At 62.8% G+C, this 21800-nt stretch carries 19 protein-coding genes and 2 pseudogenes; 6 read left to right on the top strand and 15 right to left on the bottom strand.

The features are described from left to right. Positions 1 to 35: 35 nt before the first annotated feature. The 4 genes and pseudogenes from C0Z16_RS08170 to C0Z16_RS38685 all read right to left on the bottom strand — a co-directional run. Positions 36 to 656, bottom strand: coding sequence for a LysE family translocator (locus C0Z16_RS08170; RefSeq protein WP_102631657.1), 621 nt, complete (start codon positions 654 to 656; stop codon positions 36 to 38). 162 nt (positions 657 to 818) lie between these two features. Next, positions 819 to 1358, bottom strand: a complete 540-nt coding sequence (locus C0Z16_RS08165) for a hypothetical protein (RefSeq protein WP_102631656.1) — start codon at positions 1356 to 1358, stop codon at positions 819 to 821. 257 nt (positions 1359 to 1615) lie between these two features. Beyond that, positions 1616 to 2197 carry an IMPACT family protein gene (locus C0Z16_RS08160; RefSeq protein ID WP_102631655.1) on the bottom strand — a complete coding sequence of 194 codons (582 nt, stop codon included), beginning with the start codon at positions 2195 to 2197 and terminating at the stop codon, positions 1616 to 1618. A gap of 137 nt (positions 2198 to 2334) precedes the next feature. Continuing rightward, a pseudogene (locus C0Z16_RS38685) lies at positions 2335 to 2490 on the bottom strand (epoxide hydrolase); the annotation flags it as partial. A 479-nt stretch (positions 2491 to 2969) separates the two neighbouring features. Here C0Z16_RS38685 and C0Z16_RS08150 point away from each other — a divergent pair. Then, positions 2970 to 3596 (top strand): LysE family translocator, encoded by a 627-nt coding sequence (locus C0Z16_RS08150; protein ID WP_102631654.1) that lies wholly within the window; start codon positions 2970 to 2972, stop codon positions 3594 to 3596. A gap of 19 nt (positions 3597 to 3615) precedes the next feature. Here the strand turns inward: C0Z16_RS08150 and C0Z16_RS08145 are convergent, their stop codons facing one another. Beyond that, positions 3616 to 3867 (bottom strand): hypothetical protein, encoded by a 252-nt coding sequence (locus tag C0Z16_RS08145; RefSeq protein WP_244201200.1) that lies wholly within the window; start codon positions 3865 to 3867, stop codon positions 3616 to 3618. A 101-nt stretch (positions 3868 to 3968) separates the two neighbouring features. Between C0Z16_RS08145 and C0Z16_RS08140 the strand changes: the two genes are divergently transcribed. Next, positions 3969 to 4601 (top strand): 2-hydroxychromene-2-carboxylate isomerase, encoded by a 633-nt coding sequence (locus C0Z16_RS08140; protein ID WP_102631653.1) that lies wholly within the window; start codon positions 3969 to 3971, stop codon positions 4599 to 4601. On the opposite strand, the gene C0Z16_RS08135 is transcribed toward C0Z16_RS08140, so the two are convergent. The 3 genes from C0Z16_RS08135 to C0Z16_RS08125 all read right to left on the bottom strand — a co-directional run bounded on the left by C0Z16_RS08135 (position 4583) and on the right by C0Z16_RS08125 (position 8624). Beyond that, positions 4583 to 4840, bottom strand: a complete 258-nt coding sequence (locus C0Z16_RS08135) for a DUF2866 domain-containing protein (RefSeq protein ID WP_102631652.1) — start codon at positions 4838 to 4840, stop codon at positions 4583 to 4585. The two genes, C0Z16_RS08140 and C0Z16_RS08135, sit on opposite strands and share 19 nt — an antisense overlap. A gap of 198 nt (positions 4841 to 5038) precedes the next feature. After that, a complete protein-coding gene (locus C0Z16_RS08130) occupies positions 5039 to 6811 on the bottom strand; it encodes a peptidoglycan D,D-transpeptidase FtsI family protein (RefSeq protein ID WP_102631651.1) in 1773 nt (590 codons plus the stop codon). Between the two features lie 271 nt (positions 6812 to 7082). After that, a complete protein-coding gene (locus C0Z16_RS08125; protein ID WP_102631650.1) occupies positions 7083 to 8624 on the bottom strand; it encodes a methyl-accepting chemotaxis protein in 1542 nt (513 codons plus the stop codon). Between the two features lie 565 nt (positions 8625 to 9189). Here C0Z16_RS08125 and aepX point away from each other — a divergent pair. From aepX to C0Z16_RS08110, 3 genes are read left to right on the top strand one after another with little or no spacing between them, the layout of a single operon-like run. Then, on the top strand, positions 9190 to 10929 hold the full coding sequence (gene aepX, locus C0Z16_RS08120) for a phosphoenolpyruvate mutase (protein WP_102631649.1): 1740 nt from the start codon (positions 9190 to 9192) through the stop codon (positions 10927 to 10929). Next, positions 10926 to 12098, top strand: a complete 1173-nt coding sequence (aepY, locus tag C0Z16_RS08115) for a phosphonopyruvate decarboxylase (RefSeq protein WP_102631648.1) — start codon at positions 10926 to 10928, stop codon at positions 12096 to 12098. The genes aepX and aepY overlap by 4 nt, the downstream gene beginning before the upstream one ends. A gap of 32 nt (positions 12099 to 12130) precedes the next feature. Beyond that, positions 12131 to 13198: a 2-aminoethylphosphonate aminotransferase gene (locus C0Z16_RS08110; protein ID WP_102631647.1), complete on the top strand. Its 1068-nt coding sequence runs from the start codon at positions 12131 to 12133 to the stop codon at positions 13196 to 13198. Between the two features lie 40 nt (positions 13199 to 13238). Here the strand turns inward: C0Z16_RS08110 and C0Z16_RS38125 are convergent, their stop codons facing one another. The 7 genes and pseudogenes from C0Z16_RS38125 to C0Z16_RS08080 form a co-directional block, all read right to left on the bottom strand. Beyond that, the gene (locus tag C0Z16_RS38125) at positions 13239 to 13391 is read right to left on the bottom strand and encodes a hypothetical protein (RefSeq protein ID WP_164701897.1); all 153 of its coding nucleotides are present in this window, start codon (positions 13389 to 13391) and stop codon (positions 13239 to 13241) included. Positions 13392 to 13480: 89 nt separating this feature from the next. Further along, positions 13481 to 14185: a PIG-L deacetylase family protein gene (locus tag C0Z16_RS08105; protein WP_102631646.1), complete on the bottom strand. Its 705-nt coding sequence runs from the start codon at positions 14183 to 14185 to the stop codon at positions 13481 to 13483. Between the two features lie 218 nt (positions 14186 to 14403). Beyond that, a pseudogene (locus tag C0Z16_RS39545) lies at positions 14404 to 14615 on the bottom strand (uracil-DNA glycosylase); the annotation flags it as partial. Between the two features lie 166 nt (positions 14616 to 14781). After that, positions 14782 to 15369, bottom strand: coding sequence for a nucleotidyltransferase family protein (locus tag C0Z16_RS08095; RefSeq protein WP_102631645.1), 588 nt, complete (start codon positions 15367 to 15369; stop codon positions 14782 to 14784). Positions 15370 to 15456: 87 nt separating this feature from the next. After that, positions 15457 to 17679: a xanthine dehydrogenase family protein molybdopterin-binding subunit gene (locus C0Z16_RS08090; RefSeq protein ID WP_102631644.1), complete on the bottom strand. Its 2223-nt coding sequence runs from the start codon at positions 17677 to 17679 to the stop codon at positions 15457 to 15459. Further along, complete coding sequence (locus C0Z16_RS08085) at positions 17676 to 18677, bottom strand: FAD binding domain-containing protein (RefSeq protein WP_102631643.1); 1002 nt, start codon at positions 18675 to 18677, stop codon at positions 17676 to 17678. The genes C0Z16_RS08090 and C0Z16_RS08085 overlap by 4 nt, the downstream gene beginning before the upstream one ends. Positions 18678 to 18690: 13 nt before the next feature. Beyond that, positions 18691 to 19425, bottom strand: coding sequence for a 2Fe-2S iron-sulfur cluster-binding protein (locus tag C0Z16_RS08080; protein ID WP_102631642.1), 735 nt, complete (start codon positions 19423 to 19425; stop codon positions 18691 to 18693). Positions 19426 to 19581: 156 nt separating this feature from the next. Between C0Z16_RS08080 and C0Z16_RS08075 the strand changes: the two genes are divergently transcribed. Beyond that, positions 19582 to 21681 (top strand): D-(-)-3-hydroxybutyrate oligomer hydrolase, encoded by a 2100-nt coding sequence (locus C0Z16_RS08075; RefSeq protein WP_102631641.1) that lies wholly within the window; start codon positions 19582 to 19584, stop codon positions 21679 to 21681. Positions 21682 to 21800: the final 119 nt, after the last annotated feature.

Raw genomic sequence — 21800 nt, 5'->3', positions numbered from 1 at the left:
TGGAAGTTCGCGGCTTGATGTGCTGCCGCGTTTCATCAGGCGCGCCTGACCAGCAGGAAACTTACGCCGATGGCCGCAAGAAACCCGCCGCAGCAGCGATTGAACCATCGCCGGACCCGCGCGCGCGTGAGCCACTTTCCGAGGTGCATGCCGGCCCACGAGTACAACGCAATCGCCACGCATTCGAGCACGAGAAAGCTCGCGCCGAGCACCGCGAACTGCGGCAGCATCGGCTTGGCGATATCGACGAATTGCGGCAAAAACGCGGTGAAAACGAGGATGGCTTTGGGGTTGCCGGCGGCCACGAGGAATTCTTGCCGCGCGATTCTCGCTAGCGATGCCGGCTGCTCCTGTGCGGTGTCGATAGCGGGCGCGTCGCTGCGCCAAAGCTGAATGGCGAGCCAGACGAGGTAAGCGGCGCCGGCCAGTTTGATCGCGAGAAAGAACCACTCCGACGCATGCAGCACGACCGCGAGACCGGTGGCCGCGAGCGCGATCATGGCTGCAAACGCGACGAGCCGCCCGGTGCCGCCGACAAACGCGGTCATGAAACCATGCCGCGCGGCCACGTTGATCGACAGCAGATTGTTTGGCCCCGGCGCGAGATTGATGGCGAAGCAGGCGGGAAGAAAGAACAGCCAGGCAGTGGTGGACATAGAGCCTCACACGATGAACGCGGGTCGGCGCGAGTTCCGCGCGGAACAGTCAAGCTGCGGAGCGAAACAGGCGCACGCACTGCTTCCAATTGTAGCGAAACCGGCGGCGTGCGCGTCGGGGCACCGTTGCAGGCACCCTGCAGACGCCCTTGCAGACGCCCCTTAATTCACTGCGTTGATAAACCCCGGATCGCCGACCAACGCGTCGACGCTGAGCTTCACCGTGTCTTCAATCGCAATGGCGTTGTTGGTGAATTTCGGCGATTTCTGTTTGACTGTCTTGGTGGTGGAGAACACGACCTTTTGCGTGGCGGCGTCGATGACCACGTAGCGCATCTTCAGTGTCCACAGGGCCGGCGAGCGGACGTCGTCCACGGTAAATTTCTCGATGCTGCCGCTCAACACTTTGTTGCCCCCGCCGAGATGAAAGCCGACGACCTTCAGGCGATCCGCAATGCTCTCGCGCACCGCCTCATTGATATTGTCTTTCAGGATGACGCCAGTCATCGCCGTGTTTTCGATGCGGTTCGGCGACATGGCTCCGCTGATAGCCGGCATGTAGGCAAAGTCGCGGGCAGGCGCGACGCTGAGCCATCCGGTCGGGTGCGCCAGGGCGCGAGGCGCGCTGTTCAGGCCGAACCACGACCACGAGCAGGCGGAGAGCATCAAGGGCAGCGCAATCAGACCGCAGCCCTTGAGCACGGCGTACCTCAAAGGTGTTGGCATGCAGGCGTTCAGGCGCGGTACACACGAACCGTGTCGCGCAGATTCTGGCGCTGTGCTGGAACAAGCGGCGGTCGAGGTCAGAAAAGTGGCCCTTTAAGTGGTGATACGTGCCGTCGGAGAACAGCATGGTAACAGCGGCCACGAATAAGCCATCTTCTAAATAAGACACCGGCTTCTATTCTCCCGATCCTCGTGCGAGGCGCGGCTTTCATGAAGCCGACGTATTGCAGCCGTCAGACGAAGCCGGCTTTGCCCTGTGTCATATCGACCAACGCACTACGCGCGCCGTCGACCGCATTGACCGGCAAGCGGATCGTCATCTTCACCAGCATTGCGTGCGCGGTATCCGCGAGTGCGTAGCCTTCCGCTTCGATCCATCGGCGCACCTTCGCTTCGTCGGCATATCCGACTTCAACCGTCAGCGAAGTCAGGGCAATCCGTTCGACTCGCGGTGCGCCCAGCAGCGCCGATGCAATCGCGTCGGTGTACGCACGCACGAGGCCGCCTGCGCCGAGCTTCACGCCGCCGTAATAGCGGACGACGGCGGCGAGCACGCCGTCGAGATCGTGATGCCGCAGCACTTCGAGAATAGGCCGGCCTGCAGTGCCGGACGGCTCGCCGTCATCGGACATCCCGGACTGGCCGCCTGCCAGGAGCGCCCAGCATACGTGCGTCGCCGTGGGATGTTCTTCGCGCAGACGGCGCAGTTCGTCCATCGCGGCGTCGCGATCCTCGACGGGTATGGCATACGCAATGAACCGGCTCTTGCGGATCTCGAGTTCGTGAATGTGCCGCGTCGACAGCGTGTAAGTCACCTGGGAATTCCGGTCAATAGCGATGAATGAGGAGATTCGTGAGCCCGTTGTCTGGGGCTCAGGACTCGAATCATAGCTACTTTGGCACCGGATCCGGTAGTGAGCGGGTGACCTTGCGGCCTGGTCCAATGCGCGAATTATGTGCGCAGCGGCCTCAAACCCGCGCGAACTTCTTGCGCGAACAATTGCGGCTCTTCCCACGCTGCAAAATGGGCGCCTTTATCGGGCCGGTTGTAATAGATCAGATTGTGATATGCACGTTCGGTCCAGCTGCGCGGCGCCTGATAGTTTTCGCAATTCCGGGTGGGACGGTTGCGGGAAAATTGACGTGAATGCCCAGCAATTCCGGCGGCGCCTGCCAAAACGGCGACGGGCTGGCGATTCGGAAGCGATGGTACCGGGCATACGAGATCCGATTGGCGATGACGCCAGGTTGTCGAAGGAGTGAACGTATTGAAGCGCGTGAATGTATCGCGTCTGTGTCCAGTAGCGGTCGTATATGCAAGCGCGTGTATCGACGCGCTCGCCGGATACAGTGCTATACAAAGAAGCGCCTGAGCGCTGTCGCGGTGCGTGCAGTACACTGGGCGAACCGATCGCCTTGAAAACAGCCGGACGCAAAAAACAACTTGCATGGGACAGAGTCGATGCTTTGCTTGCGTTGGAGCAAGTGCTAAAGCACTGACTCTGATCGACAGCTTTGCATGGGGCCGGAGTAAGGCGCTGAAGCGCCAACTCCGGGCCGACAGCTTTGCATGGGACAGGAGACAATATGCTTGAGTTATCTACGTTAGGGACCTTCGTCGCCGTCGTTCTCGGGCTCTTTCTGATCCCCGGGCCGGCTGTGCTGCTGGTTTTGACGCGCACCGTCCACGGCGGACGCAAGGCGGGCATCTTCACCGGCCTCGGCATTGCGGTCGGCGATTTCATTCATACGCTCGGCGCGGCAGTCGGCCTCTCGGCATTGCTGATGACATCGGCGCTCGCGTTTAATGCGGTGAAATGGGTCGGCGCGGCTTACCTCGTTTATCTCGGCATTCGGGCGTTGCGAGAGAAACAGACGAACACGCAGATGCCTGCGATGGCGTCCGTGTCTGCATCGAAAGCGTTCTTTCAGGCAATTCCCGCCGAAGTGCTGAACCCGAAGACCGCGCTCTTTTTTCTCGCGTTTCTTCCGCAGTTCGTTCACCCCGAACATGGCTCGACGTTCCTGCAATTCACAACATTGGGGCTGATCTTTGTCGGCATGAGCGCGCTTTACACGACGCTGATCGTGCTGACGATTCGTCCGCTGGGCAAACTCGTGAGTCGCTTGACGTGGCTTCGCCGCTGGCAGAACAAGATTATCGGTGTGCTGTTTATCTCGCTCGGCCTGCGTGTGGCCACGCAAACGCGCTGACCGGACGCTGCCTTTTGGGCTAGATGTTGCGGCGCTGTCTTCTCAAGCGGCCTTCGCGTGCGTATTCCATCTGCTCCTGAGTACGCACCGCGAGTCTTTCCTGCTCCGCGCGGCTGATTTGCCGTGTATCGTCGATTTCGCCGACGCGCAGCACTTCCTGCGCGATCCTGATACGCAGCGTCATGCGCGGTTCGCCGCGTTCGACCAGCGTGCGGTCCGTGGCACGCGCCTGTTGCACGCCGCAATCGATCAGATTGCGCAGTTCCAGCAACGTGAGTCGCTGGCGTTATATCCCGACTTCTTACAGACACAGAGGTCTCATCGTAGGCAACGCTTTCTCGCGTAACCGTTGGACATTGCAAGAGAGAAGAGATGAACCACACCGTAGAAACACCGATCACACCGGCGCGCGACATCGAGTTCTGGTTCGACTTCGGCAGCAACTACAGCTATCTCAGCGTCATGCGCATCGAGGCTCAGGCCGAGGCGCGAGGGGTGCGTATTCGTTGGCGGCCGTTTCTGCTCGGACCTGTTTTTCGCGCGCTCGGTTTTGATAATTCTCCATTCGTGCTGCAAAAAGAGAAGGGGGCATACGTGTGGAAGGACATGGAGCGCCAGTGCCGCAAATACGGCATTGCGTTGACACGTCCGAGCGTTTTTCCGCGCGCCGCGTTACTGGCGATGCGCGTCGCGCTGCTCGGCGCGGAGCGTGAATGGATCGGCGCATATTGCCGCGAGATCATGCAACAGAACTTCGTTCATGATCGCGATATCGGTTCGATGGAAGTAGTGAGCGAAGCGCTCGCGAAGCTCGGCTTGCCCGCACAACAGATCATCGCCGATGCACAACGCGACGCGAATAAACTGCGTCTGCGCGAGCAGACAGAAGCCGCTGCGGCGAAAGGCATTTTTGGTGCGCCGACATTCTTTGTCGGCGACGAGATGTTTTGGGGCAACGACCGGCTTGAAGACGCGTTGGACTTTTGCTATTCGTCGCCGTGCTGACAGAAGCGCCGGCCAGGCACATGCGATACGACGGCCTGTGCGATTTCAAGCGGTGTGCTCTCGGCGGGTACGACGCGGCGGCTCGGTTCGGGTGTGTGCTTCATGGTCCATTCGACGAGCCGGTACGAGCGTCCCCAAGGCGGTTGCAGCGGGTCCGAGACCTTGCATGAGTGAATCTGCCGGACCCATTCGTTGTCAGGCATGGCGCGCAGATGCTCGAATACCGTGTTCTCAACCATGGTTTGAACTCCTTCTTTGCAGGCATGCAGCCCGTCTTTTTAGCGCGTCGGCAACATCCCTGAAAAAAACGCCGCCGATGATCTGGCGGCTCAACAGGGGATGTTGAGCAGTATGGTTACAGCAAAGAATTAAGCCAGACTTAAGATCGTGCAAAAGGCGTGCGCGGTGCGCGTACCATCAAGATCCGCTCGCTTGCTTCAGGCATCCGGTGGCACGCCAAGCAATTGCAGTGCGCCGCCGGTCACTCCGCTAAACACCGGTCCCGCGACGGTGCCGCCATAGAACGCCTTGCCGGCCGGGTCGTCGATCATCACGGCAACGACCAGCCGCGGGTCGCTCATGGGCGCCATGCCGACGAACAGCGCGCGGTAATGGTTCTTCGCGTAGGTCGCGCCGACCTGCTTGCGTGCCGTGCCGGTCTTGCCGCCGACGCGATAACCTTCCACTGTCGCGGCGCGTCCTGTGCCGCCATCGCCGGTCGCCATTTCTAGCATCGAACGAATCGCGCGCGCAGTGGTCGGCGTGGTGACCGTGTGGCGCGTGTTCGAAGCTGGCGCCGCGGCATCGACACTCGCATTCCCATTCCCATTCGCGTTCGCACCTGCACCTGCACCTGCACCTGCACGCAACAAACGCACGTGATGCATCGTGCCGTCGCCAGCATAGGCGGTGTAGATCTGCGCGATCTGCAGCAGCGACGCAGAGAGCCCGTAGCCATACGCCATGGTCGCCTGCTCGATCGGGCGCCAACGCTTATACGGGCGCACCTTGCCCGATGCCACGCCTGGAAAGGTCAGCTCGGGCCGCAAGCCGAGTCCGTAGTCCTGATACTTGGCCCAGATTTTCTCGGCGGGCAGGTTGAGTGCGAGCTTGGCGAGTGCGATATTGCTCGACTTCTGCACCGCCTCGGCAACGGTCATCGCGCCATGATTCGACGTGTCGTGGATCACCGCCGGACCGATCTTGTACCAGCCCGGCGCCGTGTCGATGATGCTTTGCGGCCGCACCTTGCCTTCGTCGATGGAAAGCGCGACGACCACTGGCTTGATCGTCGAACCGGGCTCGAACGTGTCGACCACCGCGCGATTGCGCAATTGCCGGCCCGTTAGACGCGCGCGGTCGTTCGGATCGAAGCTCGGATAATTGGCGAGCGCGAGAATCTCGCCATTGCGCGCGTCGAGCACAACCACGCTGCCGGCTTCCGCGTGATGCTTCGCGATCGCTTCCTTCAACTGTCCATACGCGAGCTGCTGAATGCGCCGGTCGATTGTTAAATGGATCGTCTCGCCGTTTTGCGCGGGCACGAGCGGCCGCGTCTCCGACACGACCCGGCCGAGCCGGTCGCGGATCACTTCGCGATGCCCCGGCACGCCGAGCAGTTGCTCGTTGACGGCGAGCTCGACGCCTTCCTGGCCGTTGTCCTCGATATCCGTGAAGCCGACCACGTGAGCCGCCGACTCGCCCTCAGGATAAAAACGCTTGGAATCCGCGATCTGCGTGATGCCCGCGAGTCCGAGCTTCGACAGATGACCCGCTGTCTCCGCGTCCACCTGGCGCTTGAGCAGAACAAACGTTTTGTCGCCGTTAAGACGCCGGCGCAGTTCCGCGAGCGGCAGGTCGAGCAGCTTCGAGAGCGGCGGCAGCGCGGCTTCGTCGAGCAGTTTCGGCGATGCCCAGATCTCGTAGGTCGCGAGACTTACGGCAAGCATCGAGCCGTTGCGGTCGACAATCCGCCCGCGTGTTGCATCGAGCTCGATCGTGCGTTGATAACGTTTTTGCCCCTGGTCGACGTAGAAGTCGCGGTTCACGACCTGCACCCAGAACGCGCGGCCGACCAGCGCCGCAAACGCGCCGAACACCAGCACGACGATGAATTTCGAGCGCCACATCGGCAGGCGCGCAACCAGCAACTGGTTCTTCGCGACCGGCGCGTACGAGTCGCGCGGCTGGGACTTTTTGTTCTGGATCATGGGTGCGGATAAACAGCGGATAAACAGCGGATTAACTTGCGTCGCTCGAAAGCGGCACAGCTCATTGTAATGAGAACGTAATCTGTATGCGAGATTCCTGCAAGCGAACTCGCGCGACGGACGAAAAAAAGCCGCGCGGATTTCAAGAATCCGTGCGGCCGCTTTTACGTCCCGTCGCGTTCGATCGATGCCTCCGGTTTCGAGGCGGCGTGTTGTTAAAGAGGCGTTCTCCGCTGTCGGGTGCCTTGTTTTTATGCGTATGCCTTCATCTTCAGGCCGGCAACGCGAAGCTCGAAATGGCTTCTCGCAACGCGCCCACCTGGTCCTTCAGCGAATGCGCGGCGGCGGCGGCTTGCTCGACCAGCGCCGCATTCTGCTGCGTGACCTGATCCATTTCTCCGACCGCGCGATTCACCTGTTCGATGCCCGCGCTTTGTTCGCGCGACGCATTGCTGATTTCCTCGAGAATCTCATTCACGCGACGCACCGATTGCACGATCTCGCCCATTGTGGAACCCGCGTTGGAGACGAGGGACGCGCCCGCTTCGACCGTGCTTGTCGACGTCTCGATCAGTGCCTTGATCTCTTTCGCGGCCGTAGCCGAGCGTTGCGCGAGGCTGCGCACTTCGGCGGCGACCACTGCGAAGCCGCGTCCCTGTTCGCCTGCGCGGGCCGCTTCGACCGCCGCGTTCAACGCCAGAATGTTGGTCTGGAACGCGATGCCGTCGATCACGCCGATGATGTCGCCGATCTGCCGCGAGCTCGTGGTGATCTCGCCCATCGTGCGGACCACGTCGTCAACGACGCGGCTGCCGCGCGTCGCGACATCCGCCGCCTGACCCGCAAGCTGCGCGGCTTGCTGCGCGCTGTCCGCGTTCTGCTTCACGTTGACTGTCATCTGATCCATGCTCGACGCCGTTTGAACCAGCGCGGCCGCCTGTTCCTCGGTGCGCTGTGACAGATCCGTGTTGCCGGCGGCGATTTCGCTCGCGCCGATGTTGATGTTCTCGGTGCCGACACGCACGCGCGAAACCGTGTCGACGAGACCGGCCTGCATGGTTTGCAACGCATGCAGCAGGCTGCCGGCGTCGTTCTCCTTGACCGGCACATGCGCGGCGAGATTGCCGCGCGCCATCAGTTGCGCATGTTCGACGGCCACTTCGAGATCGCCGCCGAGCGAGCGGCGGATGCTGCGCAACACGAGCAGCATGATGCCCGTGGCGGTCGCGCCGAGCGCGACGGTGATGACGAGCCAGCGCAGCAGGCTCGCGTAGAACGCGCGCTGCACGTCGTCCATGTACATGCCGGTGACGAGGTACCAGTCCCACGGCGTGAAGTGCATCGAATAACTGGTCTTTGCCACGGGTTTGTCGCTGCCGGGCTTGGACCACAGATAGTCGACGAAGCCGCCGCCTTCATGATTGCCCGCGTTGACGATGTCCACGAACAGATGATTGCCCGCCGGGTCGGTGAATTGCGCGAGGTTTTTGCCGATCAGTTCCTTCTTGAACGGATGCATCAACATGATGGGCTGCGAATCGTTGATCGAGATGTAGCCGTCCTTGCCGTAGCGCATTGACGCGAGTGTGTCGAGCGCCTGTTTCTTCGCTTCGTCTTCCGTGATGGTGTGCTGCTGCGCCAGCGTGTAGTAGCGTCCGACGACGTGGTTTGCCTGGTCGATCAGCGACGCGAGTTGGTCGCGGCGATCGGACATCATCGACGCACGGTTTTGCCATGCGCCGAAGCCGCCGATCAGGATCAGGCCGACCCACAGGACGGCGATCATTGAGGCCAGTTTTTTGTTCAGAGTCATAGCAGGGGTGCTTCGCAAAGTGGTCGGTGAATCGGATTGGCGTTTCGCTTGTCGCTGACTGTGTTTACGGCCGGATTGTGTTGTCTCCTGAGGCAGGGGAAACCCGCTGTTTGAGTGCCTTTAAGCCAATTTCGTCTGATCAATAGAGGGTCGTGTGTGTGCCGTCCTTATTTTAAAAAAGCGGTGAACGCGAATGTGTGCTTATTCCAGTCTTGGCGGAAATATGTTTAATTGGCGATTTTTAATTAATAGAAAAACGCACCGGAGAAAATCGCCGGAATTAACACAAGGCAGTCGGTTTTCGAGGCCGACCGGTCAGAAGCCTTGCGCCCCACCCAACGCCGGCTTGGCTTTGCATCAACATTCCACAAAACGCCACTCAACTCCTAAGCGCTCCTCTTCTGCGTCTCTGCAAAAAACGACACATTTTTCCACTTAACGGCAAGGCCGGAAAACGGTAGTCGTCTAAATGACCAATAAATGAAAATTCCGCTATAGTCGCCATTTTCCAGTGGCCAGTCGGGCAAAAAGAGTACCAATAAGCCCGCTACAAGGAGTACAGAAAATGAATGCCCGCGAACCCGCCTTCGTCTCCGCTTCCCGTAGCGCACGTCTGCGCCAGATGCTTGTCAGCAACGAACTCGAATTCATGATGGAGGCGCATAACGGCCTGTCCGCGCGCATCGTCCGCGAAGCCGGTTTCAAAGCGATCTGGGGTTCGGGACTCGCGATCTCCGCGCAATTCGGCGTGCGCGACAACAACGAAGCAAGCTGGACGCAAGTGGTCGACAACCTGGAATTCATGGCCGACGCGAGTGATCTGCCGATTCTTCTGGACGGCGACACCGGCTACGGCAATTTCAACAACGTGCGCCGCCTCGTGCGCAAGCTCGAACAGCGCGGGATTGCCGGCGTATGTATCGAGGACAAGCAGTTTCCAAAGACCAACAGTTTCATCAACGGCGAAGCGCAACCGCTCGCCAACATCGACGAATTTTGCGGCAAGATCAAGGCCGGCAAGGACTCGCAGTCGGACGAGAATTTTTCGATCGTCGCGCGCGTGGAAGCGCTGATCGCCGGCTGGGGCATGGACGAGGCGCTGCGCCGCGCGGAAGCCTACCGGCGAGCCGGCGCGGACGCGATCCTGATTCATAGCAAGCTCTCGCGCCCCGACGAAATTCTCGAGTTCGCGCGCGAGTGGGCCGGGCGCGGGCCGCTCGTCATCGTGCCGACCAAGTACTACAGCACGCCGACCGAAGTGTTCCGCGAAGCCGGAATCAGCACGGTGATCTGGGCGAACCATCTGATTCGCGCTGCCACCTCGGCAATGCAGGCCGTCGCGCGGGAGATTCATTCGAGCGAAACGCTTGTCAACGTTGAAGACCGCGTCGCCACCGTCAACGAAATTTTCCGTTTGCAGGACGCCGACGAATATTCGGAAGCCGAAGACCGTTATCTGTCGAGTGGCCGCTCGGCGGGTTCCGCTGTCGTGCTCGCGGCGAGCCGCGGCAAGGGCCTTGAAGCCGTCACGGAAGACCGGCCGAAAGTCATGCTGCCGATCGCGGGCAAGCCGCTGTTGCGCTGGCTCGTCGACGCGTTCAAGAAGCAGGGCGTCAACGACATCACGGTGGTCGGCGGTTATCGCGCCGATGCAATCGATACGGCCGGCATCAAGCTCGTCGTCAACGAGAAGCACGCGCAAACGGGCGAACTCGCATCGCTCGCGTGCGCGCTCGACGGCGCCACGCTCGACAAGCTCGCGGGCGACACGCTGATCTCGTACGGTGATCTGCTGTTCCGCAGCTATATCCTGCGCGATCTGGTGGAAAGCGAAGCGGCGTTCAGCGTGGTGGTGGATTCGTCGCTGACCGACGCGGAAAACGCCAGCGTGCGCGACTTCGCGTGGTGTTCGGCGGGCGACGACCGCGGCCTGTTCGGCAACAAGGTCGTGCTGCGTCATGTGTCGAGCGGGAAGGACGCGTCGTCGTCGATCGCTGCACAAACGCCGCATGGGCGCTGGGTCGGTCTGCTGAATGTGCGCGGTGAAGGACGCGAGCGTCTGCAAGCGGTCATGCGCCAGTTGCAGGCGCGCCCGGATTTCGCATCGCTCGACATGCCCGCGTTGCTTAACGCGCTGGTCGAAGCCGGCGAATCGATCGAGGTGCAATACGTGCATGGCCACTGGCGCGGTGTCAACGATCTCGAAGACTTCCGCCGCGCGGGCGACTTCGCGCATGGCCAGACGCCGCTCGCGGCGTCGGTGGGCAATCCGGCCGCGGACGCGGCGAACGGAGCCGCGCAATGATCGAGGCCGCCCAGTTTGTCGAGGCGGCGCGCGAACGCGGCTTCGACTGGTATGCCGGTGTGCCGTGTTCGTATCTGACGCCGTTCATCAACTACGTGTTGCAGGACGAGTCGCTGCACTACGTGTCGGCGGCCAATGAAGGCGACGCGGTCGCGCTGATCGCGGGCGTCACGCTCGGCGCGCGTGGTGCGAGCAAAGGCCGTCGCGGCATCACGATGATGCAGAACTCCGGGCTCGGCAATGCGGTGAGCCCGCTCACGTCGCTCACGTGGACCTTCCGATTGCCGCAATTGCTGATCGTCACGTGGCGCGGCCAGCCCGGTGTTGCCGACGAACCGCAGCATGCGTTGATGGGCCCCGTCACGCCCGCGATGCTCGACACGATGGAAATTCCGTGGGAAACGTTCCCCACGGAAGCCGACGCGATCGGCCCCGCGTTGGATCGCGCCATCGCGCATATGGACGAAACGGGCCGCCCGTACGCGCTCGTCATGCAAAAGGGCAGCGTCGCGCCGTACGAGTTGAAGGCGAGTGACGCTGGCGCCCAACGTGTGCCGGTGGCGGCGCGCTCGCAATTCGGTAACGTCGCGGCGAGCGAACTCGCGTCGCGTCACGAGGCGTTGAAGAAAGTGATCGCGCACACGCCGGTGGAATCGACGGTGGTGCTCGCGTCGACCGGTTTTTGCGGACGCGAGCTGTATGCAATCGACGATCGTCCGAACCAGTTGTATATGGTCGGCTCGATGGGCTGCGTGACGCCGTTCGCGCTCGGTCTCGCGCTCGCGCGTCCCGACCTGCATATCGTCGCGCTCGATGGCGACGGCGCCGCACTGATGCGCATGGGCGCCTTTGCGACGCTCGGCGCATACGGTCCGTCCAATCTCACGCACGTGCTGCTCGACAACGGCGCGCACGATTCGACGGGTGGACAGGCGACGGTGTCGCCGCAAGTCTCGTTTGCAGGCGTGGCCGCCGCGTGCGGTTATGCGTCGGCGGTCGAAAGCGACGACCCGGCCGTGCTCGATGAACTCTTCGAAGCACTGCCGTTCGACGGCCCGCGCTTCGCACGCCTCGTCATTCGCCGCGGCACGCCCGATGGTTTGCCGCGTCCCACCCTCACGCCGCCCGATGTGAAGACGCGTCTGATGCGCCATATCGGCGCCGCGTGAAGTCAACGTGAAGCCAAAGTAAAGGAGCGCCCATGCTGCTGCTCAATCCCGGTCCGGTGACGCTCACCGAACGTGTCCGCAACAGCCTGTTGCAGACGGACCTGTGCCATCGCGAGAGCGAGTTTTTCGATTTGCAGGAAGAGGCGCGAACGCGGCTCGTCGATCTGTACGGCCTCGACGCGAGCGAATGGCAAGCGGTGCTGATGACGGGCTCCGGCACGGCGGCCGTCGAAAGCATGACTGCCGCGCTGGTGCCGCAAAACGGCAAGCTGCTGGTGGTCGAAAACGGCGTGTACGGCGAGCGCATTTCGCAGATCGCCGTGCAATACGGCATCGCGCATGAATCGATGAAACACGACTGGATGCAGGCGCCGGACCTCGCGAAAGTCGCCGAACGTCTCGACGCAGATAAGGCGTTCACGCATGTCGCCGTGATCCATCACGAAACGACCACGGGGCGGCTCAACGACCTCGCGGCGCTCGGCGCGCTATGCCGCGCGCGCGGCTTGCGTTTGCTGGTCGACGGCGTGAGCAGCTTCGGCGCCGAAGCGATCGATTTCGCCGACACGAGTCTGGACGCGGTGGCCGCGACGGCGAACAAATGTCTGCATGGCGTGCCGGGCGCGTCGTTCGTGATCGTGCGTCGCGCCGCGCTCGCGCAGGCGGCCAGCCGAACGTACTACCTGGATCTCGGGCGGCTCGGGCGGTTGCAGGATCGGCGCAACACGCCGTTTACGCCGTCGGTTCACGCCTACTACGCGCTCGTCGAAGCGCTGCGCGAAATCGCCGACGAAGGCGGCTGGCGCGCGCGTCATGCGCGCTACGCGGCGCTGGCGGAACGGGCGCGCGCGGGCCTGGCCGAGCGCGGCATCGGCAGTGTGTTGCGGGCGGAGGAATCGTCGGTGGTGTTGCGCGCGTACCGCTTGCCGAACGGCGTCGCGTATCCCCAATTGCACGACGCGCTGAAGGCGCGCGGTTTCGTCATCTATGCAGGGCAGGGCGGGCTGTCAGCCGAACTGTTTCGCATCTCGACGATGGGCAACATCCACACCGCCGACATCGACCGTCTGTTGCAGGGCTTTACCGAACTGACGAACTGATTCATCCGGGCACGGCGCGCCGCGCCGGCTGCCCAACGGCTCACACGGGGTCTTTGTCGGGCGGTCCTTCGGGACGCTGCGGTTCTTCGGTGTGATGACCGGGCGACGGCGGCGTCAGCGGATCGCCTTCCGGATCGCGGGTCGGATCGGCGTTTGGATCGGGAATCGGGCTCGTATGCATGTCGTAGCTCATTGCATCACCTGTGGTTGAGAACTGTGCGGTAGGGAGACGGTGCATGCCGTTCTCTTCAAGCGTAGGCGTTTCTCACGCTCGTCGTCCTCTTACTTCTTCACGCGACGGCCCACGCTGAGTTGCCAGTAGCGCTCGGTGGCGAAGACGTCGTCGTAATTGCCCGCGCCGAATGCGCGCAACTGGCTCTGGTACGCAAGAACCGCTTCGCGTTTGAGCTGTGCGCGGCGCTGCAGGTCGATCGTATGGCCGGCGCTCGGAGTAGCCGGTGTGGCCACGATGCCGCGTTGCGCGAGATCGGCGAGCCGCGCCTGCACGACGCCCGGCGTGCGCCGGTGAATCGCTTCCTCGTAGCCGAACCAGGCGAGATGGGACAGGCGCGGCAAGATCTCGCAACAGGCTTCGAACACGCGCACATGATCGTCGTGATACAGGCCGAGCGGCATCAGCAATGTGTTCGCCGTGCTCCGATAAATCGTTTCTTCCAGCGCCGCGGCCATTTTGCTGATCGACGGCGAGTCGGAGTACTGACTGTCGCGAAACGGCATGCGCAGCGGAATCGCGTCGAGCAATTCAAGCGCGCGGTTGTCTTCGAGCGTGCGCTCGTGGACGGCCTCATACGCGTTATCGAAGCCCGATTTTTCGTCCCATTCGGTATGCATTTTATGTTCGGGCGGCGCGGCGAACACCGTGCATACCGCGGCGTCGGGATGCGCGGCAAGCAATGCGCCGCAACTGAAGACGGCGTCGTCGAAATGCGGTGAGACGATGAACAGGCGCGGACTGGTTTCGCTCATGGAAGTCGTGTGGTTTCGAACGCTCGGGCCGCAGGGGCGGCGTAACGTCTCGTGACAATCGCGGCGTCACATCAGCTTAGGCGGAATTGCAGCGAGTTGCGCGGTTGATTCGCAGTTGGGTTGCCGCCAATTTGCCGCCAATTTGCCGCCGGATTGCAGTTGGGCATTGGGTTACGCTGGATGCGCAAGCCCTATGCCTGCATGCTTCGGATGAGCCATCACGCTCGCTCACAAGCGTCCGCCAACTCGGCCGCCCGTCTGAACGCTGCCACGATGCTTGCAACGATGTCCTCGCGCAAACAGGCGTCGGCGGCTCCGACAGATTGACGTGCACGCCGGTCAGCGCCTTCAATCCCGTCGCGCCCAACGTGACGACGACGCGCGGCGCGATGTGCGCGAGTTCTTTTTCGAGCCAGTACTGACAGGCTTCACCTCGCGACGGAATCCGCAGCGGCGCGGCCTCGAACGGCCACACCGTTTGCCGCCCCAGTGCGATCGCAGCCCGAGGTTTGCGCCACAGCGGGAATGTGCTCACTTGTTTGGTCGGGCTCGGCACCACTGCCACCGCCAGGGTAACCGCAAACGCGACGCCGCCCCTAAACCTCCCGCAAATCCTCCGGCGTATCGACGTCCCGCAAAATACCAGCGTCGTCGACGTCCAGCCGCATCATGCGTTGAGACGTCAGCAACGAGCGCGCGCCGCTGTCGCCGTCGAGCGCAAGCAGTGCATCGCGGTGCTCCGCGCCGAAGCCAACCGGATGACCGCGCTGCCCCTCGTAAAACGGCGCGACGATCGAAGCGCCGCCATCCAGCGCGCGGGCCACGGCTTCAATCGTCGTGAGATGAATGCGCGGCATGTCGGCCAGCGCGACGATCCAGCCCCCGGCATCCTCGCTCGCCTGAATGCCCGCTGCGAGGCTCGCGCCCATGCCGCGCTCGGCGGCGGGCGCGAATACCACGTCGCAGCCGGCATCGTTCAAAAGACGCGCGAGCGCTTCGGCGCCCGGCCGCACCACGGCCAGTACCTGCGGCACGACCCGCAGCAGCCGGTGCGCCGCTTCCTGAGCGACAGGTGTGCGCTCTGGCAGGTGCGCGAGCAGCTTGTTTTGCAGGCCGTGCGGATCGAAGCGCGAACCGACGCCAGCGGCGAGCAATATGCCAGTGGCGAGCGAGGCGTAAGCCATGGACAGGCACCGGTAGAGAGAATGAGACCGATTGTGCGATGCAACGCATCGCGAGGCAAGCGGCCGGATATTGGTTCAAACCTGCGCTCAAACCCGCGTCGTCCCCATCACCTTGTCGAGCGTCACCGGGAGATCGCGCACCCGCACGCCGGTAGCGTGATATACCGCGTTGGCGATCGCCGCGGGCACGCCCGTAATGCCGATCTCGCCAATACCGCGCACGCCGAGCGAATTGATATGCGGGTCTGGCCGGTCGATAAACGTAATGTCGAGCGAGCCGATGTCCGCATTCACCGGCACGTGGTATTCGGCGAGATTCGCGTTGGTGAAGCGCCCATAGCGCGTGTCGAGCGACGACTCTTCCTGCAACGCCGCGCCGACGCCCCACACAATGCCGCCAAGCATCTGGCTGCGCGCCGTCTTCTCGTTGAGCACGCGCCCCACGTCATACACGGCCACGACGCGCGGCACGCGGATGGTCCCGAGGTCGGCATCCACGTGCACTTCCACGAACACCGCGCCGAACGAGTGAAACGAGTACTTCTGCTTCTCATCGCCTGGTTTGACCGTGGACGTAGCCTCGATCGGCTTGCCGCCCGAGCGCGCGATGATCGCCGCCGCCGGATCGCGCCTCGCCGGTTGCGAGCGGCTCGTCACCCAGCCGTTTTCTACAGTGATGTCGTCGGGCGCGATGCCATGCACGGGCGACGCCGGGTCCGCCAGCGCCAGTGCAATCAACTGACTGCGTACCTGGCTCGCGGCCTCGCGCACGGCCGGCGAAACGCTGGCGGCCGACTGCGAGCCGCCAGACACCGGCGCCTTCGGCAGCGACGAATCGCCGAGCGCGAAGTGGATGTTCTCCGGCGCGAAGCCGAGCGCATCGGCGGCAACCTGGGTCATCACCGTATAAGTGCCGGTGCCGATGTCCTGCGTGCCCGAGGCCACCATCGCGGTGCCGTCCGGCAGAATCCGTGCGATGGCCGCGGCTTCGCTGCGATTGGCCGGATACGTCGCGGTCGCCATGCCCATGCCGATCAGCGTGTTGCCGTTTCGCATCGAACGTGGTGCGGGAGTGCGCCGCGACCAGCCGAATTTTTCCGCACCGGTCCGATAGCAGTCGCGCAGCGAGTTGCTCGACCACGGCTTGTTTTCCTGCGGATCGGCCTCAGCGTAATTTTTCAGGCGCAACGCAAGCGGGTCCATTTTGAGGGCGACCGCGAGTTCGTCCATCGCCGATTCCTGCGCGAACGAGCCGGTTGTCTCGCCCGGCGCGCGCATGAAAGTCGGCGTGCCGACGTTCAGCGGCACGAGCCGGTGCGTGGTCACCTGGTTCGGTACCGCGTACAGCATGCGCGTGACCATGCAGCAGGTCTCGGTCCAGTCTTCGATCATCGACGTGTTCGAGATGCTGTCGTGGCGCATCGCGGTCAGCGTGCCGTCGCTTCGCGCGGCCAGCACGAAGTGCTGTTCCGTGTGCGGACGCGCGCCGACCGGACCGAACATCTGCGGCCGCTCGAGCACGAGCCGCACGGGACGCCCCGTCTGTTTCGCGGCCATCGCGCACAACGACACATGCGACCACGACGAGCCCTTGCAACCGAAGCCGCCGCCGACGAACGGCGAAATCACGCGCACGTCGCCGGGTGAAATGCCGAGCGTCTTCGCCACAGCCTGCACTTCGCCGCTCACGCCTTGCGTCGAATCGTATAGCGTGAGTTGCGGGCCGTCCCAACGCGCCATCGTGGCGTGCGGCTCCATCGGATTGTGATGTTCGATGGGCGTCGTATACGTCACGTCGATATGCACGGCGCCGCTGCGCATACCGTCCTCGAAGCTGCCGCGCTGTGTATCCGTTTGACGTCCCTGTGGTTTATCGGGCGCATGGGCGTTTGCCTTGGCCTGCGCGAAGTCCAGCGTGGCGGCGCCAGGTCGATACGTGATGCGCAACTGACGCGCGGCATCGGTCGCATGTTCGAGCGTATCCGCGACAACTACTGCGACCGGCTCGTTGTTGTAGTGAACCTCGTTGTCCTGCAGCAGCGACAGACGACGTCCCGCCGGCGGCGCCAATTGCGCCTTGCCGCCGTTCGGCAGACGCGGCGCGTTCTGATGCGTCATCACGAGCAGCACCCCGGGGACGGCTTGCGCGCGGCTCGCGTCGATCGACGCAATCGTGCCGCGCGCAATCGTGCTCGTCACGAGCACGGCATGCGCAAGACGTGCTTCCGGAAATTCCGCCGCATAGCGTGCTTCGCCGGTCACTTTCAGCAGACCGTCGGTGCGATCGAATGGTTGACCGATCAGATTCATGCGACACCTCCCGCGCGGCCGGCGGCCTGGTTCACTGCGCGCACGATCGCGCGTTGCGCGAGCTGCACCTTGAAGCGGTTCTCGTGCAGCGGCCGTGCGTCGCGCAATGCGGCGGACGCGGCGCGGTTCAGCGTGGCTTGCGTGAGCGGCTGTCCGTTTAGCATCTGTTCCGCCGCGCTCGCGCGCCACGGTTTGTGTGCCACGCCGCCCAATGCGATGCGCGCCGTCTGCACGCGCTCGCCGTCCATTTGCAAGGCAGCGGCGACCGACACCAATGCGAATGCGTAACTGGCACGGTCACGCACTTTCAGATAATGCGAATGAGCGCTGAAAAGCGGTGGCGGCAGATCGACCGCGGTAATCAGTTCGCCAGGGCGCAAGGTGGTGTCGACATCGGGCCGGTCGCCCGGAAGCCGGTGAAACTCCGCGAACGGAATGCTTCGCTCGCCAGCGGGCCCGCTTACGCGAACCACGGCATCGAGCGCCGCGAGTGCGACGCTCATATCCGATGGATTCACCGCGACGCACTGCGGACTCGCGCCGAGAATCGCGTGCATCCGGTTGTGTCCTTCAAGCGCTGCGCAACCGCTGCCCGGCACGCGCTTGTTGCACTGGGAGAAAGCGGTGTCGTAGAAGTACCCGCAGCGGGTACGTTGCAGCAGATTCCCGCCGACAGTCGCCATATTGCGCAATTGCGACGATGCGCCCGAAAGAAACGCCTGCGACAACAGCGGATACTGCTCGCGCACGAAGGCGTGATTCGCGGCGTCGCTGTTGCGCACCAGCGCGCCGATGCGAATGCCGCCATCGGGCAGCGTCGTCACGCTGTCGAGTCCGCTGATATGCGTGATGTCGATGAGCCGCACCGGCCGCTCCACGCCACCCTTCATCAGATCGAGCAGATTTGTGCCGCCGCCGATGAACACCGCGCCCGGTTGCTGCGCGGCTCGCACTGCGCCGGCGACATCGCTGGCGCGTTCGTATGAGATCGCATCCATGCTCGTCGCTCCATCACGCGTTGTCGCGATTCGTGACGGCATCCACGCTCGCGTTCTGGGCGCCGCCTTTATGCGTTGCGCGTATCGCGGCAACAATGTTCGCGTAAGCGCCGCAACGGCAAATATTGCCGCTCATGCGTTCGCGGATCTCGTCATCGGAAAGTTTGATGGGACGTCTGCGCACATCGGCTGTCACGACGCTCGCAGTGCCGTTGCGAAATTCATCGAGCAAAGCAGTCGCCGAACACAACTGTCCCGGCGTGCAGTAGCCGCATTGAAACGCATCATGTTCGATGAAAGCGCGTTGTATGGGGCTTAATGCGCCGTTGCTCGCGAGCCCTTCAACTGTCGTGATGGTCTCGCCTTCGTGCATCACGGCGAGCGTCAGACAGGAGTTGATGCGCCGCCCGTTGGCGAGCACCGTGCACGCGCCGCATTGTCCACGGTCGCAGCCTTTCTTCGTGCCCATGAGGCCGGCATACTCGCGTAGTGCATCGAGCAAGGTCACGCGCGGTTCGAGTTGCAATGCATAGGCGCGGCCGTTCACGTTCAACGCGACGGGGCGCGGCGGTACTGCCTCTGGAGTTCGCGCGGGCGGCGCGGCAGGGTTTTGCGTTTGTGCATGAAGGTGCGGTGCCGCACCGACAGTCGCCGCGGCCGCAGCCGATTGTAGAAAACGGCGACGCGAAGGTTGACGTAAGACGGCGGCTTCGTCACCCGAATCCTGACATTCGTTACGTGTGGCCATGACGTTCTATTGACTCCGCTGAAAGGTCCATGCAGGCTGACGATGCGTCGGTATCCGAAGCGTCGTGCGCCAATTATTCAGCGTAGCAAATCCGGCGCAGTTGCGTGTACAACGGTAGTGCAAAACGGTATTGCGAAAATAACGGAGACAGCACAGATGACATCATCGATTGCAACCAGGTCCGCGCTTTCCATTGCATTCATCGTGGCTCTAGGCGTGAGCGCCTGCCACGGCGGCCACGACGACGGTCCCCCTCCACCACAAGCGAACACACTGCCGGGTTTCATCACCAGCACGGTCAAGACACAGTCATATGACGGCAATACTGACGACCTGCTCACTGCGGGACTCGGTAAAACTGGCCTGGCTTTAGCGACCGCGCCCGCCATTGCAAATGCTGCGCAACCGACCGCGGCCGAATTGCGGCGCCTCGCGATCTGGTCGAACTATCGCGCGCTCGTCGACATGACGGCGAATGGCGGCTATGGACGCTTCTGGGGGCCCAATGTCGATCTGAACGGCAATGACACGCTGGGCGAAGGCAAGATCGCCGGCAAGGAATATCTCGCATTCGCCGACGACGGCAGCGGCAACAAAAACGTCAGCATGCTCGTGCAGATTCCGACCAGCTTCAATGCGGATCAACCGTGCATCGTGACGGCAACGTCCTCCGGTTCGCGCGGCGTGTACGGCGCGATTTCGGCAGCGGGCGAATGGGGCCTCAAACGCGGCTGTGCGGTTGCGTACACCGACAAAGGCTCAGGCAACGGCGCACATGAACTGTCGACGAATCGCGTCACGCTGATCGACGGTACCTTGCAGGACGCGAGCGCCGCGGGCAAGGCGAGCCTCTTCACCGCGAACCTCGGCAACACGGATCTCGCGACGTACAACAGCAAATTCCCGAACCGCTACGCGTTCAAGCATGCGCACTCGCAGCAGAATCCGGAGCAGGACTGGGGCAAGAATACGTTGCAAGCAATCCAGTTCGCGTATTGGGCGCTCAACGATTCGTACGGCGCGCTCAACGGCTCAACACGCACCGTACGCTATAAAAGCGGCAGCATCATGACGATTGCCGCATCGGTGAGCAATGGCGGCGGTGCGTCGCTGGCAGCGGCGGAACAGGACACCTCCGGGCTCATTACGGCGGTGGTGGTCGGTGAGCCGCAAATCAACGTGCGGGTGCCCTCGCAAGTGTCGGTGTCTCAGGGCGGTGTGCCCGTCGGCGCATTCGGCAAGCCGCTCGCCGATTACATGACGCTCGCGAACCTGTTGGAGCCCTGCGCGGCGCTCGCGCCCGCTGCAGCCGGCGCGCCATATCTGACCACATTGCCGCTCGCGACCACCACCGCCATTCGCACCGCGCGATGCGCGACGCTCGCGGCTAATGGCGTTATTGCGGGAACAGATACGACGACGCAGGCGACCAACGCGCTGGCGTTGCTGCACCAGAACGGCTATGAGACCGATTCCGACGTGCTACATGCGCCGATGTGGGACTCGCAAGCGGTGCCGGCCGTCGCCGTGACGTATGCGAACGCCTATGCGAAGGCGAGCGTGACCGCCAACCTGTGCGATTTCAGTTTCGGCACGACCAGCTCCACAGGCGTGGCGGGCGTGACACCGGCTGTCTCACCGATGCTAACCGTGTTCGGCGTCGGCAACGGTGTGCCGCCGACCAACGGCATCAACCTGGTCTACAACGCGGGCACGGTCGGCGCGGTGGATCACCGGTTGGCAACCGTCGACGCGAGCTATGTGGGCGCCTCCTGTCTGCGCACACTGTGGACCAATGGCGCCCTAACCACGAGCGTCGAAGCCGTCAAGGTGAATGCGAACCTGCATGGCAAGCCCACCATCATCGTGCAAGGCCGCGCTGATGCGCTAGTGCCGATCAATCATGCATCGCGGCCGTACGTTGCAACGAATCAGCTTGTGGAAGGCGGTGCGAGCAAGCTGTCGTTCTACGAGATCACGAACGGTCAGCACTTCGATGCGTTCCTCGGTGTGGCGGGCTTCGATACGCGCTTCGTACCGCTGCATTACTACAACATCCAGGCGCTCAATCTGATGTGGAGTCATCTGAAGAGCGGCACGCCGTTGCCGCCGTCGCAAGTGGTTCATACGGTGCCGCGCGGAGGCACGGCCGGGGCCGCGCCCGCGTTGACCACCGCTAACATGCCGGCGATTGCGACGAGCCCGGGCGGCAATGCGATCACCGTGGCCAACGGCGCGGTGAATGTGCCGAACTGATTGCGAGTTCACTCCTTGCCATGGATCACGCGCGCCGGTCTGGCGCGTGATCGCTTGTTGAGATGCAAAGGGCAGGTATGGGCGATGCTACCGCTGCTTGAAATCACGCGCGTTCAGAG

Origin of the sequence: Paraburkholderia rhynchosiae (assembly GCF_002879865.1) — a bacterium.
Taxonomy (GTDB): Bacteria; Pseudomonadota; Gammaproteobacteria; order Burkholderiales; family Burkholderiaceae; genus Paraburkholderia; species Paraburkholderia rhynchosiae.
The sequence above is the reverse complement of the archived record's forward strand: the minus strand, read 5'-3'. Positions and strand labels throughout refer to the sequence as shown.